We start from the raw sequence: 24,415 nt of genomic DNA on the forward strand, positions 1-24,415 counted from the left end.
CTTCTTTGTGGCGAAGTGGTTGCATATTCACCGAAGAAAACATTATTAAACTGGTGCATTAGATGGCACACTCCTGTTATAATATCTCTAGATACTAGTATTGAAAGGAATATTTATTTTGGTATGAAATGCATCCCTTTTTGTCAAAAAGGCAAGACAGCTTTTTCTATTATTGAAATGTTAGACGCTTTGATTGATACGTACGAAAATTGCAAAGATGAGAATCAAGCAAAAATCGCTTATAGACGTTACTTGTTAATTGTTAAATGTTTGGCAACAGCTAGTAAATTTGAAGTACGGGATTTTGAGGCTATCATGCAAGGTAAGCGTCGGTCATTGAAATCAGGACACTTATTATTTTATCTAGATGATGTAAGTCAAAAAGATGTTGAAATCAATAGCTTTGAATTAGTTAAAAATATTGAAGGATGGGGAAATAAGGAGTCTTTAGAACTTCACCACTTTATTTCTCAATCCCCAATTTTTGAATTAAGAATTAATGCTTGTGAATTCGGATTTAGGTCTATTCTTTTTCTATCTTCTAAAGAATTTGGAGATTATTTCGATCAATTTCAGTGCTATTGCGACTCTTTTAGAAAGGAAAAGTACATTACGCGGAAAGCAAGGAGAATTGGGAACAAAAAAACAAATGAAGCAGTATTATCCACAGCCGAAATTTATCAGTCATTTAGAAAAGATGAAAATTCATTTTCCACTTTTTTCGATGAAGCAAGAATTATTGTGGCCGAAGGAGGGAGTTATTTTGACACGTATTAAAAATGTAAAAAAGCATGTGCAAAAATTAATGAATCAGGATCATTACAAAAAACATACGGAATTAATGGCAGCTTTGCTAAAATATAATTTGTACGTAGGCCGCGACTTATCGTGGCGTAAACTTGCTGAAGACAATGATCTTAAAATGGATGAAGCAGGGGGATATCTAAGTGGGCGGTGCACCGATCTTGCAATGTATGATCAGTTAATTAACTATGTTAAAAATGAGTATTCGATTATTCAATCGCTTGATTTTCACACAAATTATCCGCTCTCTGATTTAAAGAAAGATAATGATGATTCTTCTGTAAAGCATTCAACATTTGGAATTTCAAAAATTGATAATACTTCTCATCCATATTATCAATATAATTTGTCTTCCGTGGGTAGGCCAATAAGACTATCCCCAGATCAATTTGATACGGAATCATCGTTTTCTTTTAAGGATAATCTGCATAAAAGCGTAAAAACGATTATAATTTCAGGGACGGTGAACTAATTGCCGGAAGAAAATTACCAAAGTACGCATAAAGAAATTAATGTACATCTTGAAAGTATTAGAGTTAATAAAGCTTTTTTAACGACCATTGAAGAAATGAAAGGCTATCTTAAGGGAAAGTCGTATTTTAATGCTGATAACCTTAGATTTGATGCAGGGCAAACCAGTATGACTATCAATTTTACACCGGATAACCTAAATAAAGATGAAGCATTGGTTCTTTTCACCGAAGCAAGAGTCTTGTATAACACTAATGAGCATTCCGGTTTTGTGGTTGCAAAATCGAAGATGACTTTTCTAGGTGCGATAAAGTGGAATGAAAATGATGTTCAGAATTTTTTGAATCAAAGAGCAATTGAAATTATGACACCTGTGCTCAAAAAAATAACTTTTTTAATGTATGCCTTGTTTGATTCATCTGAAATAATTGGAATGGTTCCCGATCTACTTGAACTGGCTGCTAAAAGGGTTGAAGGAAGTCATTCAGAAGATTAATATGTTTTTGAAAATATGACCAAATTTAAAAGTACCTTTGTAAAACACTTCAAGATGGTGTTTTACAAAGGTACTTTTAAATTTTAAATTAATTTTGTGCTGGTACCGGTCGTTCTTCTTGAGCCTTTGAGGTAGTCGACTTCTTCAAACCGATTCCGGTAAAGCCACTTAATAGCGAGAAAACCGGGCAGAGGAGACTGAAGAAAACAAATGGCAAGTATGAAATAGTTGGGACACCCAGAGTATTTGCAATGAAGACACCGCCAACACCCCAAGGAACCAAGTAGTTCAAGACAGTACCACCATCTTCAAGGACCCGTCCCAGAGCGGCACTAGCCAAACCTCCGTTATTAAAGGTTTGTTTGAATGCCCGCCCAGGTAAAATGATAGATAGGAACTGTTCACCAACAAAGATATTCACACCAATGCAGGCAGCCAGTGCGGCTGTAATTAATTTGGCAGAACTATTCAATTTGGTTGACAACGGCGACATGACTGCATTGATCAAACCGAAGTGAACGAGCAGTCCGCCAAGCGATAATGTCAACACAATCAAAGCCACCGTTGGCATCATACTGACAATTCCGCCACGGGATAATAACAAGTTGACTTCAGAGTTGGACGTTTTTGCGACAAAGCCGTTCGTAATGATATTACTTGCTTTAGTCATATTTAATTGGGGATTGTTCATAAACATCATGGCTGCCGATACAAAAATGTTGAGCAGCATGGTTGGAATTGCGGCCATCTTGAAAGCGGCACAAATGAAAACGAGTGCAATTGGAATCAATGCGATAATTGAAATGTGAAAATCATTGTTCAAAGCAGTAACCGTGGTATTGATCTTAGCCATATCGGCGTGATTATGTCCCATTCCCAAAAGGGCAAAGGCAATTGTCGAAATCGTGGCTGCCGGAATAGTTGACCAGAGAATGGTTTTCATATGGTTGAAGAGATCTGTGTCAACCACTGCGGCAGCTAAATTATTGGTCTCGGATAGCGGTGACAGTTTATCACCGAAAATGCCACCGGCGATAATGGCACCGGCCACCAGTGCCGGGTTGAAATTCATTGTGACGCCAATACCGAAGAAGGCAATGCCAACGGTTGAGACAACCGTAAAGCAGCTGCCGACTGCCGCACCAACCAACGAACAAACCAGAAAGACTGTTGGTAAAAACCACTGTGCACTAATGGCCTTAAACCCGATGACCATCAGCGTTGGAATTGTGCCGGCAGCGATCCAGGTACTGATCATCGCACCGATCAAAATAAAGATCACAATCGGAATGATACCTTTATCAATACCGTCTTTAATGCCGGCGTTGATTTCATGCCAGTCAAAACCCCGAACCTTTGCCCAAAAGATGGCGACTGTAATTGCTAATAAAACCGGCACTTGAGGTGATAGGCCAAAGCCGATCACGCCGATGCCCATAATTGCTAAAATAATCATTAATACGATTGATGCTTCAACTAAACCTAATTTACTTTTTGTCATCATGTTAACCTCGTTTTATTTTTTAGTGTTTCGAATTTGTTTATAAAACTTGGTCAATCAATATCGCGCCAAGCCCCCATTAGTTGTTTCCCTCATCGTCAACAGTCCTTTCTGAAAACAAAAAATCGTCCCTATTACACTTAAATGTAATAGGGACGATTCGTTACCGTGGTACCACCCAACTTGTGCACGCAAAAGCATACACCGCTCACTAGAAGATAATGGATTCTAGTTATTGACCATTGTCGATGATATTACGGTATTTCGGCTGCCTTATCCTGATTGGTTCGCAGCAACCACCAACTTCCTGACACCCAGATAAGGAACTACTTCATGTAAATCGACTTTAAATATTGTAGATAGTATAAGACGGGGAAGAAAAAAATGCAAGTGCTAGTCTACCCGTTCTGTTAAGAAACTGGTTTCACCCGTCAGAATCCGAACCGTTTCCTGGGCAATGACATCCCTGGAAACAAATCTCAGACGTTTGAAATAAAGGCTTAAGGTCAGGGCTTTTGCGAGATTTTCCAGTAGACGGGTTGTCGGCTTCGAGCTGTCAGTCACAATCCCGGGATAGACGACAATTGAATTTTTGGGCAGCAAACGAGCCATATCTTTTTCAACTTCCAGTTTGGCTTTTATGTAAGGTGCCATGAAGAACGGACCATAGTTTGCCGAGACAAATAAAAAATGCGTCTTTTTGGGGTTGTCCGAAGCAATATTTTGCCGATGAATCGTGTTAATGAGAGATTCAGCCGGTTGGATACTATTTTTCCAGTAACTGGTTTTGGTCAGTGGATTTGGAAACAAAATCCCAACGCAGTCGATGACCCAATCGCTTTTAGCGATGATTCTTTCCCAATCCCCCGGTTGGGAAACGTCACCTTTAAGCCATTTAACGTTTGGTAGCGTCACGTGTTTATTAGGCAGGCCGCTTCTTGAAAGACTGTAAAGCTCAAAGTCGTCGAATTGGCTTAATTCTTTCAGCATGCCGCTGCCGACAAACCCGTTACCGCCAACAACAGTGATAATCATTAATCGTCCATCCAATCTTAATCATTTTAGTAGGTGAAAAATAAAATCAGTCTCATTTTCCGTTTTTGTGTTTGTGGTGCGATGATTATACGCGATGTTAAAGAACATCCTATCATTCTACACTACGTCAGCAATCATTTCATCCCGAAATGAGAAAGATCCTGAAGAGCGTTTTAAAAAAATGTGTTTTGATCAACTTGGTGGTGTAAAATGATTGTTGGTGATCATGATCAAATCGCGATCACTGAAACGTTGATGAAGGGGAGTATTACGATGGACCAAAAGTTTTTAGATGTCATGAAGCATGAGGGCCCTGCCACAATTGTGACAATTAATGCGCAACCAGCCCACGTTGTTAATACCTGGATGTCATATGTCCAGGTAACAGATAAGCAATTGCTGATTCCGGCGGCCGGCATGCACAGTATTGAACAGGACTTTTCAACTGACAACCACGTGATTATAACGGTTGGGAGTAAAGAGGTTGAAGGTACCCAGGGACCCGGCGCCGGCTTTCACGTTTATGGGACCGGCCAATTCTTAACATCCGGTGATGACTTCGATACAATGAAGAAGAAATTTCCTTGGATTACCAGAGCTTTGAAAGTCGATATCGATAAGATTGAACAAAAAATTTAAATCAAAGTCGCCAAAGCAGCTTATGTTGTTTTGGCTTTTTCTTTTTGGAAAAGCTTCTTTGACTGAAGCCCGCTTCAATTGGCGTTATGATAAGTCTGTAGCAAAATTAAGAAGGGAATGATCAGAATTGAAAGCAATTGTGATTGATCAGCCGGGCGGTCCTGAACAGTTAAAGTTAAAAGACGTTCCAACCCCTCAGACAAAACCGGGGTGGAGTTTGGTCAAAATCAAAGGTTTCGGTATCAACAGGGCGGAAATCTTTACCCGTTTGGGCTATTCGCCCGTTAAGTTTCCCCGAATCCTGGGCATTGAGGGCGTCGGGATTGTTTCAAAATCGACGGATTCCAAACGGCTTCCCGAAGGACAAACCGTTATTTCACTCATGCATGGCATGGGACGTGCTTTTGATGGCAGTTATGCAGAATATGCATTACTACCCAACGACAGTATTTATCCGGTTGAAACCCAGTTATCTTGGCCTGAACTGGCTGCATTGCCGGAAACGTTTTATACGGCTTATGGATCGTTACTAAATATGAAAATTAAAACGGCTAAAACGTTACTGATTCGTGGTGGTACCAGTGGCGTCGGGGTGGCTGCCATGAGGCTTGCCAAGGCAATGGTCCCGGAAATCACGGTTGCCGGAACAACTCGAGATCCCGAAAAATTCGCCCGAATGAAAGCAGCCGGTTATGATGATACCCTTTTGGACCATCAGCGACGGCTTCAAACAGAAGACCATTTTGATGCCATTCTGGAATTGGTAGGCCCGGATACATTGATGGATTCCTTAACCCATTTGAACGTTAACGGGATTACCTGCTTCACCGGTGAATTAAGTGGCATGGACGATGCCCGGTGGACAGTTGCCGATTTTGATCCGTTTGGCATTCCTGCAGGGGCTTATTTGACCCACTTCAGCTCTGATGCAGCAAATGCATCCGATCTAAATGATCTGATTAAGCTTGTCGAGACCCAACGTATTGACATTAAACCGACAAAAATATTTGATTTGGCTCATACCGGTGATGCGCAGGCAGCTCTTGATCAGGCTGATAGTTTTGGAAAAGTGGTCGTGGTTAATAGTGACTATTAAGGGTTAAGTCGATTAAAAAGAGACTGTGGCAAATTGAACCCTTGCCCCAGCCTCCTTTTTTTGTGATAGGCAGCTAATTATTTGTCGCTTTAGTAGCCAAAAAGTTTAAAATGCTTTCCGAATTTAAATAGCCGATCACCTGACTGTTCCTTCTAACAGCCAACTGCTGATTTTGCGCAAGCAGCTGATAACAGTCGCCCAGTGTCCGGTCTCCTTCAACAGAAGTGACCGGTAACTTCTCAAACGGGGTTTTTCTTCCATACCCGGCCAAGACCAACCGACGAATATAGACATTTTCGATTTTGTGGGCTTCGCTGCCGTTAAACAGTGTTCTAACATAGTCGTTGCTTGGGTGGCGGACAAGGTTATCCGGTGTATCCAGTTGAATAATCTGCCCGTCTTTGACGACGCCGATTTGCTGCCCCATTTTTAATGCCTCGTTCATATCATGTGTAATAAATAAAATGGTGTTGTTAAAGTGTTGGTGGATGGAAAGCGTCAGGTCCTGCAACTGCTCGCGTGATACAGGGTCAAGTGCACTGAATGGTTCGTCCATCAAAATCAGGTCGGGCTTGGTGCCAAATGCCCTGATGATGCCAACCCGCTGCTGCTCGCCACCCGATAATTCGTTGGGATATTTTGACAGATAATCGATTGGTAACTTTGCGGCAGCCATCAATTCTTTAATGGTTTGGTCGGCCGCAGTCTTTGACTGATGTTTGATTTCCGGCAGTAGTGTTAAATTTTGGTTGATTGTCATATTAGGAAAAAGAGAAATTTGCTGGAGAACGTAGCCCATGTTTAACCGAATCTTTCTCAGATTTTGATCGTTTAGTGTTAGCCCGTTGACTAAAATGTGTCCACTTGCCGGTTTAACTAATCCGCTGATGGTTCGCAGAATGGTTGTCTTACCGCCACCGGATTCGCCAACCAGCACCATGATTTCGTGCGGATAAACCGATAGGGACAAATCATCAATTGCTTTTTGCTGATCATAAACGACGGAAATATTTGAGAGTTGAATGACTGGTGTATTCGGCATATGATCACTTCCTTAATAGATGATGGCGTTGCAAATAATGCCTTGCAACCTTTGCGGCACTGATTTTTTTGACGTTGACGTCATAGTTCATCTCCCGCATCTCTTTTGCCGTAATTTTTCCGGCCAACTGGTGCAGTTGTTTGACCACGGCCGGATGTTTTTTGGCAAATGCCTTGGTCATGAGTGGCGCTCCCTGATAGGTTGGAAAGAGATGCTTATTATCCCGCAACGAAACCAAATGGTATTGACGAATTTGAGAATCGGTTGAATAGCCGTCAATGACCTGAACCTGGCCACGGCGAATGGCCTGATAGCGTAAATCGGGATCCAAATCAGTATTGTTAAAGGATAGGCCATATTTTTTGACGAGTCCCTTATAGCCGTCATCACGATTCATGAATTCCAAATCAAAACCGCTGTGTAGACGGTTTTGAAGTTTTTTGAGGTCACTGATTGTGTGAAGATGATGGCGCTTGGCGAACTTTTGGGTGGTGACGACTGTATAGGTATTGTTATAATTTAACGGGGAACCATAAGTCATATTGTATTTAGCCGCAAGCTCGTTTTTGGCCATGTGATAAATTTGCGTTGCAGATTTGTTTTGAAGCTGTCGTTCGCTGTTGGGAATGATGTCTTCAAGAACGGTACCGGTAAACTCCGGATAGATGTTGATTTGATTGCTCTTTAGAGCTGAAAATAAAAAGCTGGTTTTACCGAAATTAGGTTTTAAGTCGACATCAATTTTCTTGTCACCGGCTTCGATCAAGTCCCGATACATATTAATCAAAATATCCGGCTCGGAACCTAATTTACCGGCAATGACGATTTTTTCCGGTTGGGTAGTGGCCGTGTATACTTTTGGTGCGATAATGCCAAGCAGTAAAAGTAAAAGGGCGGTACCGCCGACAATGACCATCGATTTGGCTTTTAGACGACCGAATCGGGTGATGAGCCAACTAAAGACAACGGCAAGTAGCGCTGAGCCAATTGCACCGGTCAACGTTAACGCGGTGTTACTGCGGTCGATTCCCAGCAGAATAAAGGTTCCCAAACCACCGGCGCCAATCAGGGCTGCGAGGGTAGCCGTTCCAATAATCAGAACGGTTGACGTTTTAATACCGGTCAAAATACTGTCCGTGGAAAGGGGCAATTCGATTCGAAAAAGTCGTTGCCATTTGGTTAACCCGAAAACTTCGGCCGCTTCGGTTAAGTTGGGATCAATCGTTGTGAGTGCAGTATATGTATTACTGTAAATAGGCAAAATACCGTATATGACCAGTGCAATAATGGCCGGTTTACTGCCAATGCCGACAATTGGAATCAAAATTCCCAAGATGGCCAGAGAGGGAATGGTTTGCATGATTGACGTAAAACCGAGTGCAATATGAGCGAATATCCGGTGGTTGCGTGCATATACCGCCAGTGGGATGGCAATGACAATCGCAATGATCAATGAGATAAGGGTCAGATAAACGTGTTCCATGAGTGCGTTGATAAACTTGGCGTTGGCCGTAAAAAAATGAGTAATGGCTGTGATCGACACGGATAGGCACCTCCTTGGGTGTGAAAACAAGTTGACTAGGATTTCATTATACAACTCGATTGTGCATGATACGAATCCGAAGGCAAAAATGATTGGGAGAATACCGACGCTTTAGGCCAAGATGGGCTACAATTAAAGTAAATCATGATTATATATGAGGAGTGAAGCATTTTGAAAACACATTACGATGTCATCATCTTTGGTGCCGGTCCTGCAGGGACTGCAGCTGCTTATGGGTTAGTTGGGTCAAAATCCGTCTTAGTCATTGAAAATGATCTTTTTGGCGGGACCTGTCCCAATCGTGGGTGTGATCCTAAAAAAATGCTGTATTCGGCAGTTCAGGCAAAGGATAGGGTTGCCCGAATGCAGGAAAGCGGGCTAAAGGACGTTCCCACGATTGATTGGAAACAGTTAATGGCCTTTAAACGTGGATATACGTCACAAATCCCAGGTGGTACGAAAAGGGGAATGTCCGGTGCCGGCATAGATACGTATCATGGGCAGGCTGCCTTTTTGGACCAACATCGGATTCAGCTGGGTGACCAGACGACGGTGAGTGCGGATGAGGTCATTTTGGCCACTGGTCGCCGCCCACGGTTATTGGATATTCCCGGTAAATCATTCCTAAAAACCAGTACAGACTTCCTGGATTTGGATGCATTGCCAAAGCATATCACGTTTGTCGGTGCCGGCTTAGTATCGATGGAGTTGGCAAATATTGCCAATAAGGCTGGTAGTGATGTTGATATTATTCATCATAACGATCAACCATTAAAGGCATTTCCACAACCCTTTGTGGCGCAACTGGTTCAAGACATGATTGATGACGGTATCACCTTTCACTTCAATCAGAACCTGAAGGCTGTTTCTAAAAATGAAACCGGCTATACACTGACCACCGATCTTGAAACGTTGGCTTCTGATTATGTGGTTGAAGCGGTAGGCCGATCGGCGAATAGTGATCAATTACAATTGGAGAATTGCGGGGTTAAAACGTCGAGCCGCGGTGTGTTAGTGGATGATCATTTGCGAACCAACGTATCGACGATTTATGCCATCGGGGATGTCGTTGACAAAGCCAAGCCAAAATTGACACCTGTCGCTTCATTTGAAGGACGATACGTTGCTGAGTTGTTAACGAAAAAGACGACAGCACCAATTCAGTATCCGGTCATCCCACAGATTCTTTTTGGGACAACGGAAGTCGGTCAAGTGGGGGTTGGTTATCAGGAAGCATTAAGCAAACCTGAAAAATATCATGTAAGTGCTTTTGATTTAACCCATTGGTATACCTATAACCGCATTAAAGATGATGTTGCCAAGGCAATGGTGATCCGGGATGCCAATACTAAACAAATTGTCGGATTTGACGTTTTATCTTCAATTGGTGAGCACTTGCTGAACGCTTTCAGCCTGGCGATGAATTTAAAGCTGTCGAATGAGCAGATCCAGGACATGATTTTTGCCTATCCATCTGTTTCGAGTGATTTGCAATATTTGGTATAGCATGGTTGTTTTAAGCTTGGAAAGAATCAATTTGAAGATTAGTGGAGATCAGGCCGATAAAAGGCTGGTCTTTTTTAGTTGGAAATAACGAATCAACTTGTTTGCGCAAGCAAGTAATTAATGTTAAACTTTTGTCAGTCATAAATGGAGAAGGTGATTATTGATGACAGATATAGAAATTGACGGGTTGATTGCAACGATCAACACGGCTTCACGTCAGCTGCAAACCTATTTGGATGAACAGTTAAAACCGTTGAAGCTGACATCGAGTAACTATTATTTTATTTTAAAAATTAACCAGGCACCAACTTTAACACAGGATCAATTATTTAAACGAATTTATCTGAGTCAAAGTAATGTCACGAGGCGATTGGAACAGTTAATCAGACTGGGATACGTTCAAAAGGAACGGTCACAGACCGATGGCCGCTCTTGGTCAATTAGCCTGACAAGCACTGGAAAAGCATTGGTTCCCAAGTTGAATGAGCGTTTAGAATACGTCAACAATAGAGTCTTTAGCGGCATTGATCGTGTGACGCAGGATCGATTAATGGCAGCCTTAATCAAGGTCGAACAAAACTTAATGCAGTAGCGCGGTGTTTGAGAATCTAGGAGGTTTTTATGACAAATTACGTCAAGATTTTTGATAAACCCAATCATGATTTGATTATTCCTGAAGGATTTAAAGCAATTACGGCTGATCAGCGTCAACGAAACCACGAACGGGTGACGGTTGTTCGCTACCAGCGTCCAGGAAAGGTTGAACCGAATAATGCACATGTCACCGTTATTTATGGCAGCGATCAGCGGTTGATCAGTTATAATAACTTTGCGATTGAGACCCACGCCGCTTTGCCGGGAGAAAGGGTGGCAATTGACAAAGCAAATCAGGTTTTCGAACGATTGGATTCAGCCTATGCCAGTGGTCTGACTTTTATGCGGGTTGATCGACTCAGCAGAACGTTCAGAGATGATCAGGGACAGGTCATTAATATTCCGATTCTCTGGGTTAAATTTGCTCATCAAAATGGATCATATAACTGGGTGTCAATTGGCGCAGACAATCAAGTCGTTGAAGTTGAGCGGGAATCAAACTGGGACTACTTCCGTTCACGACGTGCCACCGAAGAATGGAACTATGACCACTGGGTTTTAGCAAGAATGGGCAGGGGTCCCCAGCTTGAGGCTCCGGAAGCATTGGCTTAAAGGAGTCGTTCAAATGGATAGTGAAGATCGTTTTAATCAATTAATGACGCAGCTGGGATCTTTGAATGAGCAAGTCCGTCAGTTAGAAGATGTCGATTACATGACGGCTACCTATAAGGGTTACAGTAATGCAGGTTTAACGTTGGAAGAAGTTAAAGATGAAATTGATCGTCTTCGTCAACAAATTGAAACCCTTAATAGGGAATTGGATGCGTTCGATTGAGGCGACACGCTAAATCAAATGATATGAGTAAAAAAGGCATGACTTGTGATGCCTTTTTATTTTTACATAATTTGTGATAACTTATGACATTGAAAATATTTTTGGACGAATTAAGCCCTTAAGACGGGTCTTTTTGGCTAATGATACGTTACTTATGTAAAATAATCTGACACAAAAATAAAAAACGTGGTAGAATAATGATATTCAAATGAGAAGCATTTTAACTATTATCTTATCTAGCTCTTATTTTGCAGGAGGATTGTGTATGAAATCAAAAATTGTAGAAAATCAAGATGGGACAATGCGGGCCCTAAGTAACCGTCACGTTCAAATGATCGCTATCGGCGGTACGATCGGAACGGGGTTGTTTTTAGGGTCAGGCAGCACGATCAGCAAGACAGGGCCTTCAGTAATGCTGGTTTATTTAACATTAGGACTGTTTTTCTTCTTCATGATGCGGGCTATCGGAGAAATGTTTTACTCCGATCCTTCGCAACATACATTTGTTTCGTTTATTTCGCGATATTTAGGACCGACAGTGGGTCACTTTACTGGCTGGACCTACTGGATTGGCCTGGTGTTTGTCTGCATGGCTGAGTTAACCGCTACAGCCACTTACGTGCAATATTGGTTCCCTAACATTCCTTCGTGGATTGTTGAATTAATCTTTCTGGGAGTTCTGGCAAGTGTTAACTTAATTGCCGCACGGCTCTTTGGTGAAGCGGAATTCTGGTTTGCGATGATTAAAATTGTTGCCATTGTCGCTATGATTGTTACCGGTATTTTTATGATGACAAGTCATTCGGTAACACCGCTTGGACACGCGTCACTGACAAATGTTTTCCATAATTTCTCATTGTTCCCACATGGGGCCTTTAATTTCATTTCAGCTTTTCCGATGGTTTTCTTCGCCTTTCAAGGAATTGAATTTGTCAGTATCACGATTGGTGAGGCGAAATCACCGCATACGGTCATTAAAAAGGCCGTTAATGAAACATTACTCAGAATTCTTTTGTTTTACATTGGCGCTTTAATCGTGATCATGGGCATCATTCCGTGGACATCTTTGTCAGCTAATAGTAGTCCGTTTGTTCAAGTTTTCAAACTTGCCGGATTCCCTGCAGCGGCTGCCATGATTAACTTTGTTGTTTTAACATCTGCGGCATCGTCTCTGAATAGCTGTATTTTCTCCGCAGGCCGACATTTCTATCAGTTGGCAACCGAAGTTCCCGAAAATAGTTGGATGCACAAGACATTTGCCAAAATTTCCAAAAATGGTGTGCCGGCAGCTGCTATTATTTTATCGGCGGCACTGGTTTTAATCACACCATTGATGAGTTTAACAACGGCGATTACCTCAGTCTTTACAATTGTTACAGGGGTTTCCAGCGATATGTACATTATCGTTTACACACTGGCAATGGTTGCTCATAGAAAGTACCGTGCTTCCAGTGACTTTCTGCCGAATGGGTTTGTGATGCCGTGGTACAAGGTGACCAGTCCATTAACCATTTTCTTCTTTGGTGTCATTTTCGTGAGTCTGTTCTTTATTCCGGAAGATATCATTGGCGCTGTCGGCGCAATTGTTTGGACATTGGTCTTTGGCGGATTAGAGTATTTCCGTCAACGCAAATTGGTACCGGCAAATATGGACCAATGATCGTTAGACGTTTCCTGCCGAATGGAATGAGTTGTCGGCGTCGGGTTTACAATTAATTGAATTGTTAAAAAAATACCGCTGTCTCTTGGATATGAACCCTTATCCATGAGGCAACGGTATTTTTTGTCGACAATTGACTGATTAAATTCCAATAGGTTAAGATGGGAGCTGAATGGTGACTCAACTTGGAAAGGACTGTTTTGAATGTCGGCTTCCGTCACGTTAAAACAACAGATTATTACCGAAAGTCAGAAACTCGGTATCGATAAAATCGGCTTCACGACTGCCGATGATTTTGAGGAACTCAGAAGCAGTCTTGAAGCTCAAAAAGCCGCTGGGCATACCAGCGGTTTTGAACATCCAAATATTGATGAGCGGTTAAATCCGACTTTAATCTTTGACCATCCTCAATCGATTATTGCAATTGCTTTGGCTTACCCCAGTCGGATGAAACAACAACCGAAACGAACCGGATTAAAGCGGGGCCAATTTGCCAGAGCGTCATGGGGCGATGACTATCATCATATTTTGCGTGAAAAAATGGCTTTATTAATTGATCGGGTCAAGGACATTGTCGGAGAGGGCAATGCCAGATTCGAACCAATGGTAGATACGGGTCAGCTCATTGACGTGGCGGTTGCCCATCGAGCGGGTTTGGGATTCATCGGCAAAAACGGTTTATTGATTACAGAGGAGTTTGGGTCATTTGTGTATTTGGGCGAAATGATCACCGACTTGAAGTTGGAACCCGACACGCCGATTCCGTGTCAGTGTGGAGAATGTACGAGATGCCTTGATGCGTGTCCGGTACAGGCATTGTTGGGTGATGGCCGAATGAATGCCCAGCGGTGTTTGTCGTATCAAACGCAAACCAAAGGATTGATGGCAGATGAATTTAGACCTAAAATTCGAAATGTGATTTATGGCTGCGATATTTGCCAAGTCGCCTGTCCATTTAATCGTGGGAAGGATTTTCATTTACATCAACGAATGGAGCCGGATGTCGAAAAGGTTCGCCCGGAATTATTACCGATGCTGAAATTGAGCAACAAACAGTTTAACGATCGATTCGGTCAAATGGCGGGGGCCTGGCGGGGTAAGAAACCGCTGCAGCGAAACGCCATTATTGCGTTGGTTAATTTAGGAGATGTCTCTGCCGTGGATGATCTCTTGCATGTCATGAGCCAAGATCCACGGCCAATGATAAGGGCGACCGCTGCCTATGCGGTCGGTAGGTTAAGCCGATCATACGAGACAACCAGTCGAGCCAAGGTAGCTGAACAATATCAAAAGGAATTGGTTTCGGGACAGGAAGAAGCCTTTTTAAAGGAATACCGGCGAGCATTGGAGACGATAGATGCGTTGAAATGATCGCGTTCCGATAGGGTTAGAGACCAAAAAAGAAATTGACCAAACATCATTTTGTTTGAGTCAATTTCTTTTTTGGTTAATCACAACTGATTTATTGCGCTTTTAACTGGTTTTGACGTTTAAAAGCCATTCCCGGATTCATCATTTTATCCAACATCGGATTGTACTTGGGTGCACTTGAGGACATGTTGTAATGCTTACCCCAAAGAAAATTGGTGAGTGACCGGTCTACCGCTAAATTGTGATTATGTAATTCACTATGCTGCGCATTGGGTCCGGTTGCTTTGAAGGTTTGATAGTAGTTGACGCGCCCTTTAACCAAATACCCCAGCGACAGGGCAGACTCGGTTGTGACCACGCCATCGGAATTGGATCCGTCGTTTAAATCACCATAGACGTTTAGAATTCTGATTTGACGGGGCATGCGATCCTTCAGCTGATTTAACATTTGATATTCCGGATGAATCGTTTTGGGTCGACCGTTTTTTAGCAGTTTGTTTGCGTTAGGCTGATCGTCCCATAATTTTGCCAGTGGTCCGGTAATCGGCTGGTTTTGCTTGCCGTTATTAATAATCCCGTTGTAGGGGCCGGCAAGTAGGCAGAGCTTATTTGCCCTGGGAAGATCCTGGCGATTGCCGTTCATCATATTATAGTAAACGGTGGCGTAGGAACCCATTGAGTGACCGACAAAATTCAAATTATCAATATGATACTTGGATTTAAGTAGTTTGCAGACTTTGGTCAGCCAGCGGGCGTATTGAAATTCACCTGCACGATTGTTATCCATTCGAAGAAAAATGATCGGATTGCGCATCCATTTTTCGATTGTCCCGGTCACATCGATCTTGCCGTTTGGACGAACGCGAATGATCATCCGTCGTTGAGCAGCGTCACTGGCTTCTGCATCCGAAGCCATTTTCTTTTCGGAGCGCAGAGTACCGCCCCAACCGTGGATGAATAGGGTTGGGGTATTTGAATTAATGTAATTTTCTTCAGCAAGACGTTCCTGGTCTTGATGATCGTGCCAAAGAAAAAGCCCAATCGCAATAAAGATGATGCTGCCAAGGGCAAAGTATCCGATCCGCCACATATTGCTGTGCCGATTAGTCATCATATTTTATTCCCTGCTTCACTAAATGTTATATTTGTGTAAAAATCTGTACACAAATAAAATTGTACCATGGAAAAATGAGGTTTCATACTGCCAAAATGATTAAAAATGTCTTATTTCTTACATTTTTAGAAAAAAAGCCATAATTATTGCGTATGTGATATTTCTTCTCATTCCAGGCGGATGATTAGCAAGGTGTTGGAATAAATGAAGCACCCAAATAAATGATTTATTTTATCGGATATAGCTACCAAATTGGTTATTTTGGGCGCTTTCGAAGCTGGTTTAAATTTTGATCGACATGATGGCGTTAATGATCGGACTTTTTATCGACAGGCGACTTGAGATCCTGCAGGGATCGTCCCAAAAAGTCGTCGGAGACTTTTTTCTTCTGATTCCCGGTTAAAAATCCGATTAAACCAAGAATCATCCAGATTCCCAGAACGACATATTCGTAAGGCCAGACCAGAGAAATTGGGGTTCCCGGAATAACTGTCATGGCGGAGATACTGAAAGCAAATAGACCACCTATGACCGGGAAGAAAAGGTGTTTGATTCGAAAGCCGGCTTTTAAGGTTGGATACCTTTTTCGGATTCGAAACAGGCTCAGTGCATTAAATGACCATGCCAAAGCAATCAGAAAGCCACCGATGTCCAAGAAATAAATCAGTGCACCTTTTCCAAGCCAACCAATGCCCAAAACAAGTGCCAATACCAACCAAAGCGCGTTTGTCGGTGTACCGTACTTGGGATGAACCTTAGCGAGTCCGGCAGGAAGCATGTTGCCGCGAGCCAATGACAGGATCAGGCGGGGAGTGGCGGCGAAAAGTGTTAGAAAACTGGTTGCCAATCCTAAAAACGAAATAATAAACGCAAAAGTCCCCAATAACGGAAAGCCGGCTGTTTTGAACGCATCGATGGTGCCCATGTCCATATTCGCGGTTTGTTTCCAAGGGTAGATAAATGCAGATGATAATAAGACCAGAATATAGTAAATGGCAGCGATGATAATTGAGAAAACAACCACTTTACCAATCAGCTTTTTGGGGATATTTGCTTCTTCAGCCATAATGGCAACCGATTCCCAACCGGTTAGAAACGTCATAGCAGGAAGAACGAAGCGGATAACCGATGACACACTGTTTTGCTGCGGATAAAAGGCCGGCAAAAAATTAGCCGGTTTTCCTTTAATAAAGCCGACAACCACCAAAATCGCACCAAGAATGATTAAGCCGGCGAACAGGATAATTTGAACGTTTCCCGTTAATCTGGCACCAAAATAATTAACGATAAAAATAAATAGAGTAATACCGATACCGATGGCCAATTCCAAATAGTGAACTTTGACACCGGCAAATGTGTAATAAGGCCCGGTTGAAATCTGTGGAAAAAGATAGGAAATCAGCAAACTTGAAGCGGTTACAAAAAATGCCAGAATACTTAGGTACGAACCAATCAATGCCCATCCGGCGAATAACGCCCCCTTTTTGCCAAAAGCGGCGTAGGCATAAACCACTTCACCACCAGACTTGGTAAAAATGGTTGAAAGTTCAGCGAATGACAGGGAGACCATTACTGCTAAAACGGCCGCAATCATTAATCCAAAGATCTCACCGCCGGCACCGTATGCCTTGAAGAATTGACTATTGGTATAGATCCAACTGCTGCCAATCACGCCACCTGCTCCCAACGAAATAAGGCCGTAAAAGCCGATGTTTTTCTTTAACGAGCTTGCCATAAAAAAGCCTCCAGAGTAGTTAATTGTTGAAGAATAAGAAAGATGTTTTGTTCAGCTTATATAAAGGGAATCGATTATTTTGAATCCAACAAATCATTCGGATATTGAGAATAATCTTTTCTTACTATGCTCTATTGAGAATTATAAAGGATTGGTGACTGGTATACTCGGATTTGAGCTCAAAGAATGTGCCAAGCAAAAATTTAAAAATTGCTTGATGTCAATTGGTGTGATTAACGAAAGCGTGTTTAAAAGTCATTTTTGTGTGGCGTGAATAAGTCGGGCAATGTTTTCCGAGACTTGCGAAATATCGTGTTGTGCAAAGTGAAGCGCTTCGTTAATGGATTTAACGCCAGAGACACTGGTGAAAATGGCATCGATGGCGTTATCGGCGTAAAGGCTGTCGATGCCGTCGCCGACATTTCCGGCAATCACAATTACCGGAGCGTTGGGTGCAACCTGCTTTGTGGCCAGGGCAACGCCATAGGGAGTCTTACCGAATTTGGTTTGAAAATCGATACCGCCCTCACCGGTAAAAACGAAGGTTGCATTTTTGGCCTTTTCTTTTAGACCGCTGTATTGAATCACAAGGTCGACACCTCTAAGCATTTTTGCGTTGGTAAAAGCGAGTAGGCCGGCGCCCAAACCACCGGCTGCTCCTGCACCGGGATAGTGAGCCAAACCTTTTCCCAACTGTTGAAAAATAAGCGTCGCATAATGGGATAAATTTTGGTCAAGCCTCTTGATCATTTCGGGTGTGCCACCCTTTTGCGGTCCGAAAACCATTGAGGCACCATTTTGACCAATTAACGGGTTGGTGACATCTGAAGCAATTAAGAGTTTCAGTTTTTTGATCCGTGGATCGATCGTCGATATCTCAATTTTGGCGAGTTCATTAAGATGACCACCTCCAAATGAAATATCACGGTGGTTTTGATCCAGTAGACGTGCGCCCAGTGCCTGAGCCATTCCGGTACCGCCATCATTTGTGGCACTGCCGCCAATTCCCAAAACCAGTTCGGAGATACCGTGATCCAAGGCCTTGAGGATTAATTGGCCGGTACCGTATGTAGTGGTTTTCAAAGGATTGGCGGTTTTGCCAGTGACATATTGTAATCCACTGGCCTGAGACATTTCTATGACCCCGGTGGTTCCGTTACCCAGAATGCCGAAGGTGGCGTCGACCGGCTTGCCGAGGGGCCCGGTCACTTTTTCTGTGATAAAGGTACCATTTGTCGCGTCCACTAAAGATCGGACCGTCCCTTCACCGCCATCTGCCATGGGGACCAAGCTATATATTGCGTTGGGATAAACGCGTTTGATGCCTTCTTTGATGGCTTCCGCAACTTCTTTGGCGGAAAGACCACCCTTGAATGAGTCTGGTGCAATTACAAACTTCATTATTTAACCCCTTATCTATTATCTACAAAATAAAAAATGCCAAGAGATAGTTAATCCATGGCATTTTGTTAGTGTTCAGTTGTTTTGAGTCCAAGCCAATTGTTGATCACCCGTTCAACATTATGAGGATTGTTGTAGTCGGTCGGATTCTGGTGAACCAACGCATCAACAATACCCGGTGTGTATTTTTTGACGATAAGTTTTGTCATGTCAACATTATTCATCATTAAATTAGTCAATTCAGCCGCAACGTTAAAACAGGCGAGACTATGATTTGATGGAATTGACTCTTCCGGAAACGGTGTTGGATGAACGGTTCTGCTTTGATGACCATCCTTTAGAACCCGCATTGATAAATTGCGAATGGCACTGTCTTGATGATCGGTCATAATATTAATTAAATCATTAATAATACGTTGTTTCGTTACATTCATTCATAAGCTCCTTGGTGATTCTTAACTCAGCTTACGAATAACCCCTTCACTATATTTAATATTATATGTGGCAATTGTTATCTGTGCAAGTGATAAAGATGACAGTTTGATGACGAAATTCTAAAGAAAGCATCGAACTATTCTTCCAGGCTGTTGATACCTAACCAGGTATTTACAACCATTTTGACGTTTCGGGGATTCTCGTAGTCTACTTCGTACTGCTTAACGAGCTCGCCTATAATTCCCGGTTGGTATTGGCCAACGATTCCTTCTGCCGTCGGGTCTCCATTTAAAAGTCGTTTTGCCAATTCCGAGGCAACGTTAAATTGAGCAAGGCTGGGATTAGAAGGAATTGGTCCGCTTGCCAGGTTGGGGTGGTAGGGGTAGGGATCATCGGGCTTAACAAGTTTAATACTTGTGATGGCTTTATTTCGAGTCGCATCCATTAGTGAAATGAGATCGTTTAAAACGAGTTGCTTTGTAGGTTGCAAGGGCCATTGCTCCTCTATGAAATGAGTTATTTTTGAATTCAAGGGATACTATCGTTATATTTTAGACGTCGATCATGTAAAAATTGTGACCAATTTGTGAAGAATTTGAGAGAAATGTTCGAGGAAAACGTGACGATTAACATTATTTTGCAACTTTTAAAAAATACGAATGCTTCTATACGTACATAAGATATAGAGCGTGGCTAAATAAGTTAATGGATTTAAAAATCCTGGAACCCCCGATACATTAATGGTTTCCGGTGTGGTTATGTTTACATAACTTTTACATTTATGACATTAAATATTTACACGTTCTCTATACAATAAAGAAGTAAGTGAGTGACTACTTAAATAAAAGGAGAACAGACGATGATTCGAGCAGTTATATTTGATTGGGCCGGCACAACAATTGATTATGGAAACCAGGCGCCCGCAATGACGATTAAAAAGACGCTTAAGCAATTTGGCATTGAGGTCACCTTTGCGGACTTACGCCAAGAAGTTGGACTGGAACCGTTAACCCAAATAAAAGCCTTAATGGGTCGTGAAGATATTCAAAAAAAGTGGTACATAATGCATCCGGATATGTCGCTGGAAGAGGGCATTTCCCAGATATACAAGTGGTTTACCAGAAACATCCTGGAAGTCTTACCCCAGATTGCCAAAGTAAAAGCGGGGATGCCAACGTTAATTTCATATTTAAGAACACAAGGGATTCGATTTGCGACAACTACTCGATACACAAAGGAAATGCTGGACCAGATTTTACCTCTGGCAAGTGAGCAGGGCTTTGACCCGTTTATTAATATTACTGCCGAAGATCTTAATCGTACCGATTGTCTTGATTCAGACATGATTAGCCAGGCAATGAGGAAACTCAGAATCCGAAATCCGAGAACAGTGATTAAGGTTGGAGATTCGCCAAAAGATATTTTGGAAGGTAAAGACGCAGGCGTTGTCACAATTGGCATGATTGAGGGCAGCAGTTTAATTGGCATGTCCCAACAGGAATTCAGTATTCTGCCATTTGCAAAACGAAACTCGATGAAAAATCAAGTTGCAGCCGAATTGGAAAAAGCAGGAGCAGACTACGTTGTTGAAAATGCCAAGGATTTGATGAGACTGATTAAGGAATTGGATTCTGAAAAAGTCGTTTCATAAAGAAACCGAACGCTCTCAAAATTGATTGAATTCAAACAGAAACAGGCAAACCCGATCATGATTTGCCTGCTTCTATTTGATTCCTAATGCGTTGTTTTAGACACAAATAGTTGGGATAGGCAGCAATTAGCAGATAACATAAAAAGGTGAGACCACGTCTGGTCTCACCTTTTAAACATCAACAATGACTAAATTATTTAGTTAGCTTTTGCGCCTTCCATATCAGCGAGTGTATCCTCAAAACGGGTTCGGATATAATTTGCTGAAGTCTGGAGCTTTTCCTTTTCATCATCTGTTAAATTAAGTTTTATTTGTTCAATGATGCCATCTCGTCCAACAATCGCTGGATAGGAGAGATAAGTACCATATTCTTCGTGATAGTTGGAAACTGGGATTTCCGTATGGGCATCACTGATAATAATGTTTGCCAAACGTACGGCTGCCGATGCAATACCATAATTTGTGTAGTGCTTGCCATGGAAAACAGTATAGCCACCGGCTCGCGCAACTTCATCAAGCTTGGATAAATCAATGTGTCGTTCAGCAGCAATCTTTGTTATTGGCTGACCCAGTACGCGAACTGCTGACCAAGCAGTAAATTGGGAATTTCCGTGTTCGCCAAGATTATAACCGGTTACTGAACGAGGATCGATTTTCAATTCCGCCGAAACAGCTCGTCTCATTCGTGAAGAGTCCAATAACGTCCCTGTACCGATAACACGGTTTTTAGGGAAACCGGTGAAATGTTGATACATCATTGTGATCACATCACATGGATTTGTGATGTTGACTAGAATGCCGCTAAAGCCTGAGTCTTTCAACTTTTGGCTAACCGATTTAACGGCTTCCTTAGTGAAAGGAAGTTCGATAAAGCGATCATGTTCTTTATTATCCTTTTGAAGACCGATATTTCCAACTGCTGAAATAACGACATCCGCATCTTTAAGAGCTGAATAGTCATTAACGATCAGGTTTGTATGAACGGGCAGATTAGACATTGCATCTTCAAAGTCCGTTGCGTCTGCGTTTACCTTTTTTTCATTTGGATCGATTAAGACCAAATCATCTGCAAATCCGTCTGCAACTATGTAGTGAGCAACTGTTGAGCCAACATGGCCCATACCGATAACACCGATTTTTCTTGTCATATATGTGCACCTCTCAAAATATAATATGAATACTATTCGTTTAGTATAACACGCCAACTCATTATTTTGAAAGATTATTTTAATAAAATGAGATTACCTCTTTTTTACCTTTTGATCAAAAAAGGTTTTTAGATTAAAAAGGTTAAATTACTTTCCATTCAGAACCCGATATGACTATAATTAAATAATAAGGTAATCGTAATGAAGGGACTGCAAGGCAATGGATAATTTATTCGATGTATTGAAAATGGTCAGTTTTAACCACTTTGGTTTTGATTCCTCTCAAGTTGTGATAACTGACGTTGCGGGGAAACCTAACAGCTTGTTAACGGATCTGTTTCGGGATGTTGTTAACAAAATCAACCTGTTTATTGACTTAAGTGCTGCACACGATGCTGGGGACGTTTTAGCGTCACTGCAAAATCATACGCCATTGCCTGATGATGTATTGGACGAGTATGGCAAAATACTGAGAGAGCCTTTGGTTGGAATCAACTTTGCTCCTCAAAAGGGTCAAATGGAACTATTGGTTAATGGTTAAGTGTTAAAAATCAAAAGTAAGGGAATCGAGGCAACTTTGTGTGCCTTGATCCCCTTACTTTTTTTGCTATTTACATTGTTTGATTTTATTCAATCAGGACTAGGTTCATTGCTAATTAACAAAGTGATCGACAAAATATTCGTGTAAGCGGACATCGTCTGTTAGTTCCGGATGAAAGGCAGTTGCCAATACGTTGCCTTTTGAGACGGCAACTGCTTTATCATCAATTGACGCCAGAACATTGACGTCAGCGGCAACGTCTGTTAAATAAGGTGCCCGGATAAATACGGCGTGAAAAGGATCGGCCAAAGCGTCAAAATGAAGATCTTCCTCGAAGCTCTGCTGCTGGCGGCCAAAGCCATTACGGACAACCGTGGCTTTTAACATGTCAAACGACTCGGGTTGAGATAATAAAACCATTCCGGCACAGGTGCCAAAAGTCGGCAGACCTTCCTGAATCAATTTTTTAATTGCCGGAAACAAGTGGTTGTATGCCATTAGTTTCTTAATTGCGGTACTTTCACCACCGGGGATGATCAGACCATCGAGTCCCTTCAGGTCGTCTTGGTTGAGGACGGCTTTATTTGAGACACCAATCTTATTAAGTACTGCTGCGTGTTCGCTAATGGCGCCTTGAAGTGATAAAACACCGATCATTGATTCAAGACCCCTTTCTAGTTGCCTCGAGTTTCCATTAAATCAGCTTCACTTAATTCGGACATGTCGATCCCCTTCATTGGATCGCCGAGATTCTTTGAAACTTCTGCAATCAACTTGTAATCGGTAGGATGTGCGGTTGCCTGGACAATGGCTTTGGCAAATTTTGATGGATTCTTTGATTTGAAAATCCCTGAACCAACGAAAATGCCATCAGAGCCCAAATTCATTAACAGTGCGGCATCGGCAGGTGTTGAAACACCACCGGCTGCAAAGTTGATAACAGGAAGTTTGCCATTTTCATGAACCCACTTAACCAATTCATAAGGCGCTCTTAAATCGCGGGCAATTGTCATTAATTGATCCGGCTTTGCGGCAGCAACGTCTCTGATTTGAGTTTGAACCTTTCGGATATGGGTAACAGCCTCAACAATGTTACCGGTACCTGGTTCGCCCTTTGTCCGCAGCATTGAAGCGCCTTCGCCGATTCGACGAAGCGCTTCGCCTAAATTACGGCATCCACAAACAAAAGGAACGGTATACTCATTTTTCAAAATGTGATACTCATTATCGGCGGGTGTTAAAACTTCACTTTCGTCAATATAATCAACGCCAACGGCTTCGAGTACTCTGGCTTCAGCTGAGTGGCCGATACGTGCTTTGGCCATAACCGGAATTGAAACGGCATCCATGATTGATTCAACCATGGCAGGATCCGACATCCGAGCGACACCACCTGCTTTTCGAATATCAGCCGGAACGCGTTCCAGTGCCATAACGGCAACAGCACCGGCATCTTCGGCAATTTTTGCCTGCTCAGGATTGACGACATCCATGATGACACCATTTTTCTGCATTTGCGCCATGCCACGTTTGACAGCGTCAGTACCAACAATTTGCTTTCCCATAAATACAAACCTCCTACGGTAATGTTAAAAGAATAATAATTAGAAAAATACTAATGAACGATGAGCTATGTAGCAGGCGTTTAAAAGAATATTAGTATTGATCTCATTTTTACAAGCATATGGGCATTTACAGCGTTTGTCAATGCTAAATTGGACGTAAAAAATCTTTTTGATGAAGGATTCTTAATCCTCACATGATGAATAACTAATAAATCATATAATGATTAAAAAT

At 42.2% G+C, this 24,415-nt stretch carries 25 protein-coding genes; 13 read left to right on the forward strand and 12 right to left on the reverse strand.

The genetic code is table 11. The annotated features are described in order from the left end of the window. The first annotated feature begins 15 nt into the window (after window positions 1–15). The 3 genes from GQR93_RS04260 to GQR93_RS04270 are packed head-to-tail and all read left to right on the forward strand — an operon-like array spanning window position 16 to window position 1,771. Window positions 16–777, forward strand: coding sequence for a hypothetical protein (locus GQR93_RS04260; protein WP_147605477.1), 762 nt, complete (start codon window positions 16–18; stop codon window positions 775–777). After that, on the forward strand, window positions 764–1,276 hold the full coding sequence (locus tag GQR93_RS04265; RefSeq protein WP_159298705.1) for a hypothetical protein: 513 nt from the start codon (window positions 764–766) through the stop codon (window positions 1,274–1,276). The genes GQR93_RS04260 and GQR93_RS04265 overlap by 14 nt, the downstream gene beginning before the upstream one ends. Then, the gene (locus GQR93_RS04270) at window positions 1,277–1,771 is read left to right on the forward strand and encodes a hypothetical protein (RefSeq protein WP_003552630.1); all 495 of its coding nucleotides are present in this window, start codon (window positions 1,277–1,279) and stop codon (window positions 1,769–1,771) included. It begins immediately after the preceding gene. Window positions 1,772–1,859: 88 nt separating this feature from the next. Here GQR93_RS04270 and nhaC read toward each other — a convergent pair whose 3' ends face one another. After that, complete coding sequence (nhaC, locus tag GQR93_RS04275) at window positions 1,860–3,275, reverse strand: Na+/H+ antiporter NhaC (RefSeq protein ID WP_003552632.1); 1,416 nt, start codon at window positions 3,273–3,275, stop codon at window positions 1,860–1,862. Between the two features lie 390 nt (window positions 3,276–3,665). Further along, window positions 3,666–4,307: an NAD-dependent epimerase/dehydratase family protein gene (locus tag GQR93_RS04280; protein WP_003552633.1), complete on the reverse strand. Its 642-nt coding sequence runs from the start codon at window positions 4,305–4,307 to the stop codon at window positions 3,666–3,668. A 210-nt stretch (window positions 4,308–4,517) separates the two neighbouring features. On the opposite strand from GQR93_RS04280, the gene GQR93_RS04285 reads away from it, so the two are divergent. Continuing rightward, complete coding sequence (locus GQR93_RS04285; protein ID WP_003552638.1) at window positions 4,518–4,946, forward strand: hypothetical protein; 429 nt, start codon at window positions 4,518–4,520, stop codon at window positions 4,944–4,946. 127 nt (window positions 4,947–5,073) lie between these two features. Continuing rightward, the gene (locus tag GQR93_RS04290; protein ID WP_035444379.1) at window positions 5,074–6,042 is read left to right on the forward strand and encodes an alcohol dehydrogenase catalytic domain-containing protein; all 969 of its coding nucleotides are present in this window, start codon (window positions 5,074–5,076) and stop codon (window positions 6,040–6,042) included. Window positions 6,043–6,115: 73 nt separating this feature from the next. Here the strand turns inward: GQR93_RS04290 and GQR93_RS04295 are convergent, their stop codons facing one another. Together GQR93_RS04295 and GQR93_RS04300 are read right to left on the reverse strand one after the other, a co-directional pair. Further along, window positions 6,116–7,084, reverse strand: coding sequence for an ATP-binding cassette domain-containing protein (locus GQR93_RS04295; RefSeq protein ID WP_003552641.1), 969 nt, complete (start codon window positions 7,082–7,084; stop codon window positions 6,116–6,118). 4 nt (window positions 7,085–7,088) lie between these two features. Beyond that, entirely contained in the window at window positions 7,089–8,567 is a 1,479-nt protein-coding gene (locus GQR93_RS04300) for an ABC transporter permease/substrate-binding protein (RefSeq protein ID WP_050757962.1), read from the reverse strand. A gap of 231 nt (window positions 8,568–8,798) precedes the next feature. On the opposite strand from GQR93_RS04300, the gene GQR93_RS04305 reads away from it, so the two are divergent. From GQR93_RS04305 to queG, 6 genes are all read left to right on the forward strand, one after another. Continuing rightward, window positions 8,799–10,133 (forward strand): dihydrolipoyl dehydrogenase family protein, encoded by a 1,335-nt coding sequence (locus GQR93_RS04305; protein ID WP_003552645.1) that lies wholly within the window; start codon window positions 8,799–8,801, stop codon window positions 10,131–10,133. A 163-nt stretch (window positions 10,134–10,296) separates the two neighbouring features. Further along, on the forward strand, window positions 10,297–10,725 hold the full coding sequence (locus GQR93_RS04310; protein ID WP_003552647.1) for a MarR family winged helix-turn-helix transcriptional regulator: 429 nt from the start codon (window positions 10,297–10,299) through the stop codon (window positions 10,723–10,725). A gap of 29 nt (window positions 10,726–10,754) precedes the next feature. Continuing rightward, window positions 10,755–11,339, forward strand: coding sequence for a hypothetical protein (locus tag GQR93_RS04315; RefSeq protein ID WP_003552649.1), 585 nt, complete (start codon window positions 10,755–10,757; stop codon window positions 11,337–11,339). A 13-nt stretch (window positions 11,340–11,352) separates the two neighbouring features. Next, window positions 11,353–11,562 carry a hypothetical protein gene (locus GQR93_RS04320; protein WP_003552652.1) on the forward strand — a complete coding sequence of 70 codons (210 nt, stop codon included), beginning with the start codon at window positions 11,353–11,355 and terminating at the stop codon, window positions 11,560–11,562. A 265-nt stretch (window positions 11,563–11,827) separates the two neighbouring features. Beyond that, window positions 11,828–13,222, forward strand: coding sequence for an amino acid permease (locus tag GQR93_RS04325; protein WP_003552655.1), 1,395 nt, complete (start codon window positions 11,828–11,830; stop codon window positions 13,220–13,222). A 204-nt stretch (window positions 13,223–13,426) separates the two neighbouring features. Beyond that, a complete protein-coding gene (gene queG / locus GQR93_RS04330) occupies window positions 13,427–14,593 on the forward strand; it encodes a tRNA epoxyqueuosine(34) reductase QueG (RefSeq protein WP_003552657.1) in 1,167 nt (388 codons plus the stop codon). 91 nt (window positions 14,594–14,684) lie between these two features. Here the strand turns inward: queG and GQR93_RS04335 are convergent, their stop codons facing one another. From GQR93_RS04335 to GQR93_RS15410, 5 genes are all read right to left on the reverse strand, one after another. Beyond that, window positions 14,685–15,707: an alpha/beta hydrolase gene (locus tag GQR93_RS04335; protein ID WP_003552659.1), complete on the reverse strand. Its 1,023-nt coding sequence runs from the start codon at window positions 15,705–15,707 to the stop codon at window positions 14,685–14,687. Window positions 15,708–16,014: 307 nt separating this feature from the next. After that, the gene (locus tag GQR93_RS04340) at window positions 16,015–17,442 is read right to left on the reverse strand and encodes an APC family permease (RefSeq protein WP_003552661.1); all 1,428 of its coding nucleotides are present in this window, start codon (window positions 17,440–17,442) and stop codon (window positions 16,015–16,017) included. A gap of 255 nt (window positions 17,443–17,697) precedes the next feature. Continuing rightward, window positions 17,698–18,843: a glycerate kinase family protein gene (locus GQR93_RS04345; RefSeq protein ID WP_003552664.1), complete on the reverse strand. Its 1,146-nt coding sequence runs from the start codon at window positions 18,841–18,843 to the stop codon at window positions 17,698–17,700. Between the two features lie 68 nt (window positions 18,844–18,911). After that, entirely contained in the window at window positions 18,912–19,277 is a 366-nt protein-coding gene (locus GQR93_RS04350) for a hypothetical protein (RefSeq protein WP_003552666.1), read from the reverse strand. A gap of 137 nt (window positions 19,278–19,414) precedes the next feature. After that, complete coding sequence (locus GQR93_RS15410) at window positions 19,415–19,768, reverse strand: hypothetical protein (RefSeq protein WP_225430402.1); 354 nt, start codon at window positions 19,766–19,768, stop codon at window positions 19,415–19,417. Window positions 19,769–20,137: 369 nt separating this feature from the next. On the opposite strand from GQR93_RS15410, the gene phnX reads away from it, so the two are divergent. After that, a complete protein-coding gene (phnX, locus tag GQR93_RS04360) occupies window positions 20,138–20,929 on the forward strand; it encodes a phosphonoacetaldehyde hydrolase (protein WP_003552669.1) in 792 nt (263 codons plus the stop codon). A gap of 197 nt (window positions 20,930–21,126) precedes the next feature. On the opposite strand, the gene GQR93_RS04365 is transcribed toward phnX, so the two are convergent. Further along, window positions 21,127–22,077 carry an L-lactate dehydrogenase gene (locus tag GQR93_RS04365; RefSeq protein WP_003552671.1) on the reverse strand — a complete coding sequence of 317 codons (951 nt, stop codon included), beginning with the start codon at window positions 22,075–22,077 and terminating at the stop codon, window positions 21,127–21,129. A 220-nt stretch (window positions 22,078–22,297) separates the two neighbouring features. On the opposite strand from GQR93_RS04365, the gene GQR93_RS04370 reads away from it, so the two are divergent. Then, window positions 22,298–22,618, forward strand: a complete 321-nt coding sequence (locus GQR93_RS04370) for a hypothetical protein (RefSeq protein WP_003552673.1) — start codon at window positions 22,298–22,300, stop codon at window positions 22,616–22,618. Between the two features lie 111 nt (window positions 22,619–22,729). Here the strand turns inward: GQR93_RS04370 and pdxT are convergent, their stop codons facing one another. Both pdxT and pdxS read right to left on the reverse strand, forming a co-directional pair. Next, entirely contained in the window at window positions 22,730–23,275 is a 546-nt protein-coding gene (gene pdxT, locus GQR93_RS04375; protein ID WP_003552675.1) for a pyridoxal 5'-phosphate synthase glutaminase subunit PdxT, read from the reverse strand. 17 nt (window positions 23,276–23,292) lie between these two features. Then, a complete protein-coding gene (pdxS, locus tag GQR93_RS04380) occupies window positions 23,293–24,183 on the reverse strand; it encodes a pyridoxal 5'-phosphate synthase lyase subunit PdxS (protein ID WP_003552677.1) in 891 nt (296 codons plus the stop codon). Window positions 24,184–24,415 lie beyond the last annotated feature (232 nt).

The sequence above is a fragment of the Lentilactobacillus hilgardii genome (genome assembly GCF_009832765.1).
Lineage (GTDB): Bacteria > Bacillota > Bacilli > Lactobacillales > Lactobacillaceae > Lentilactobacillus > Lentilactobacillus hilgardii.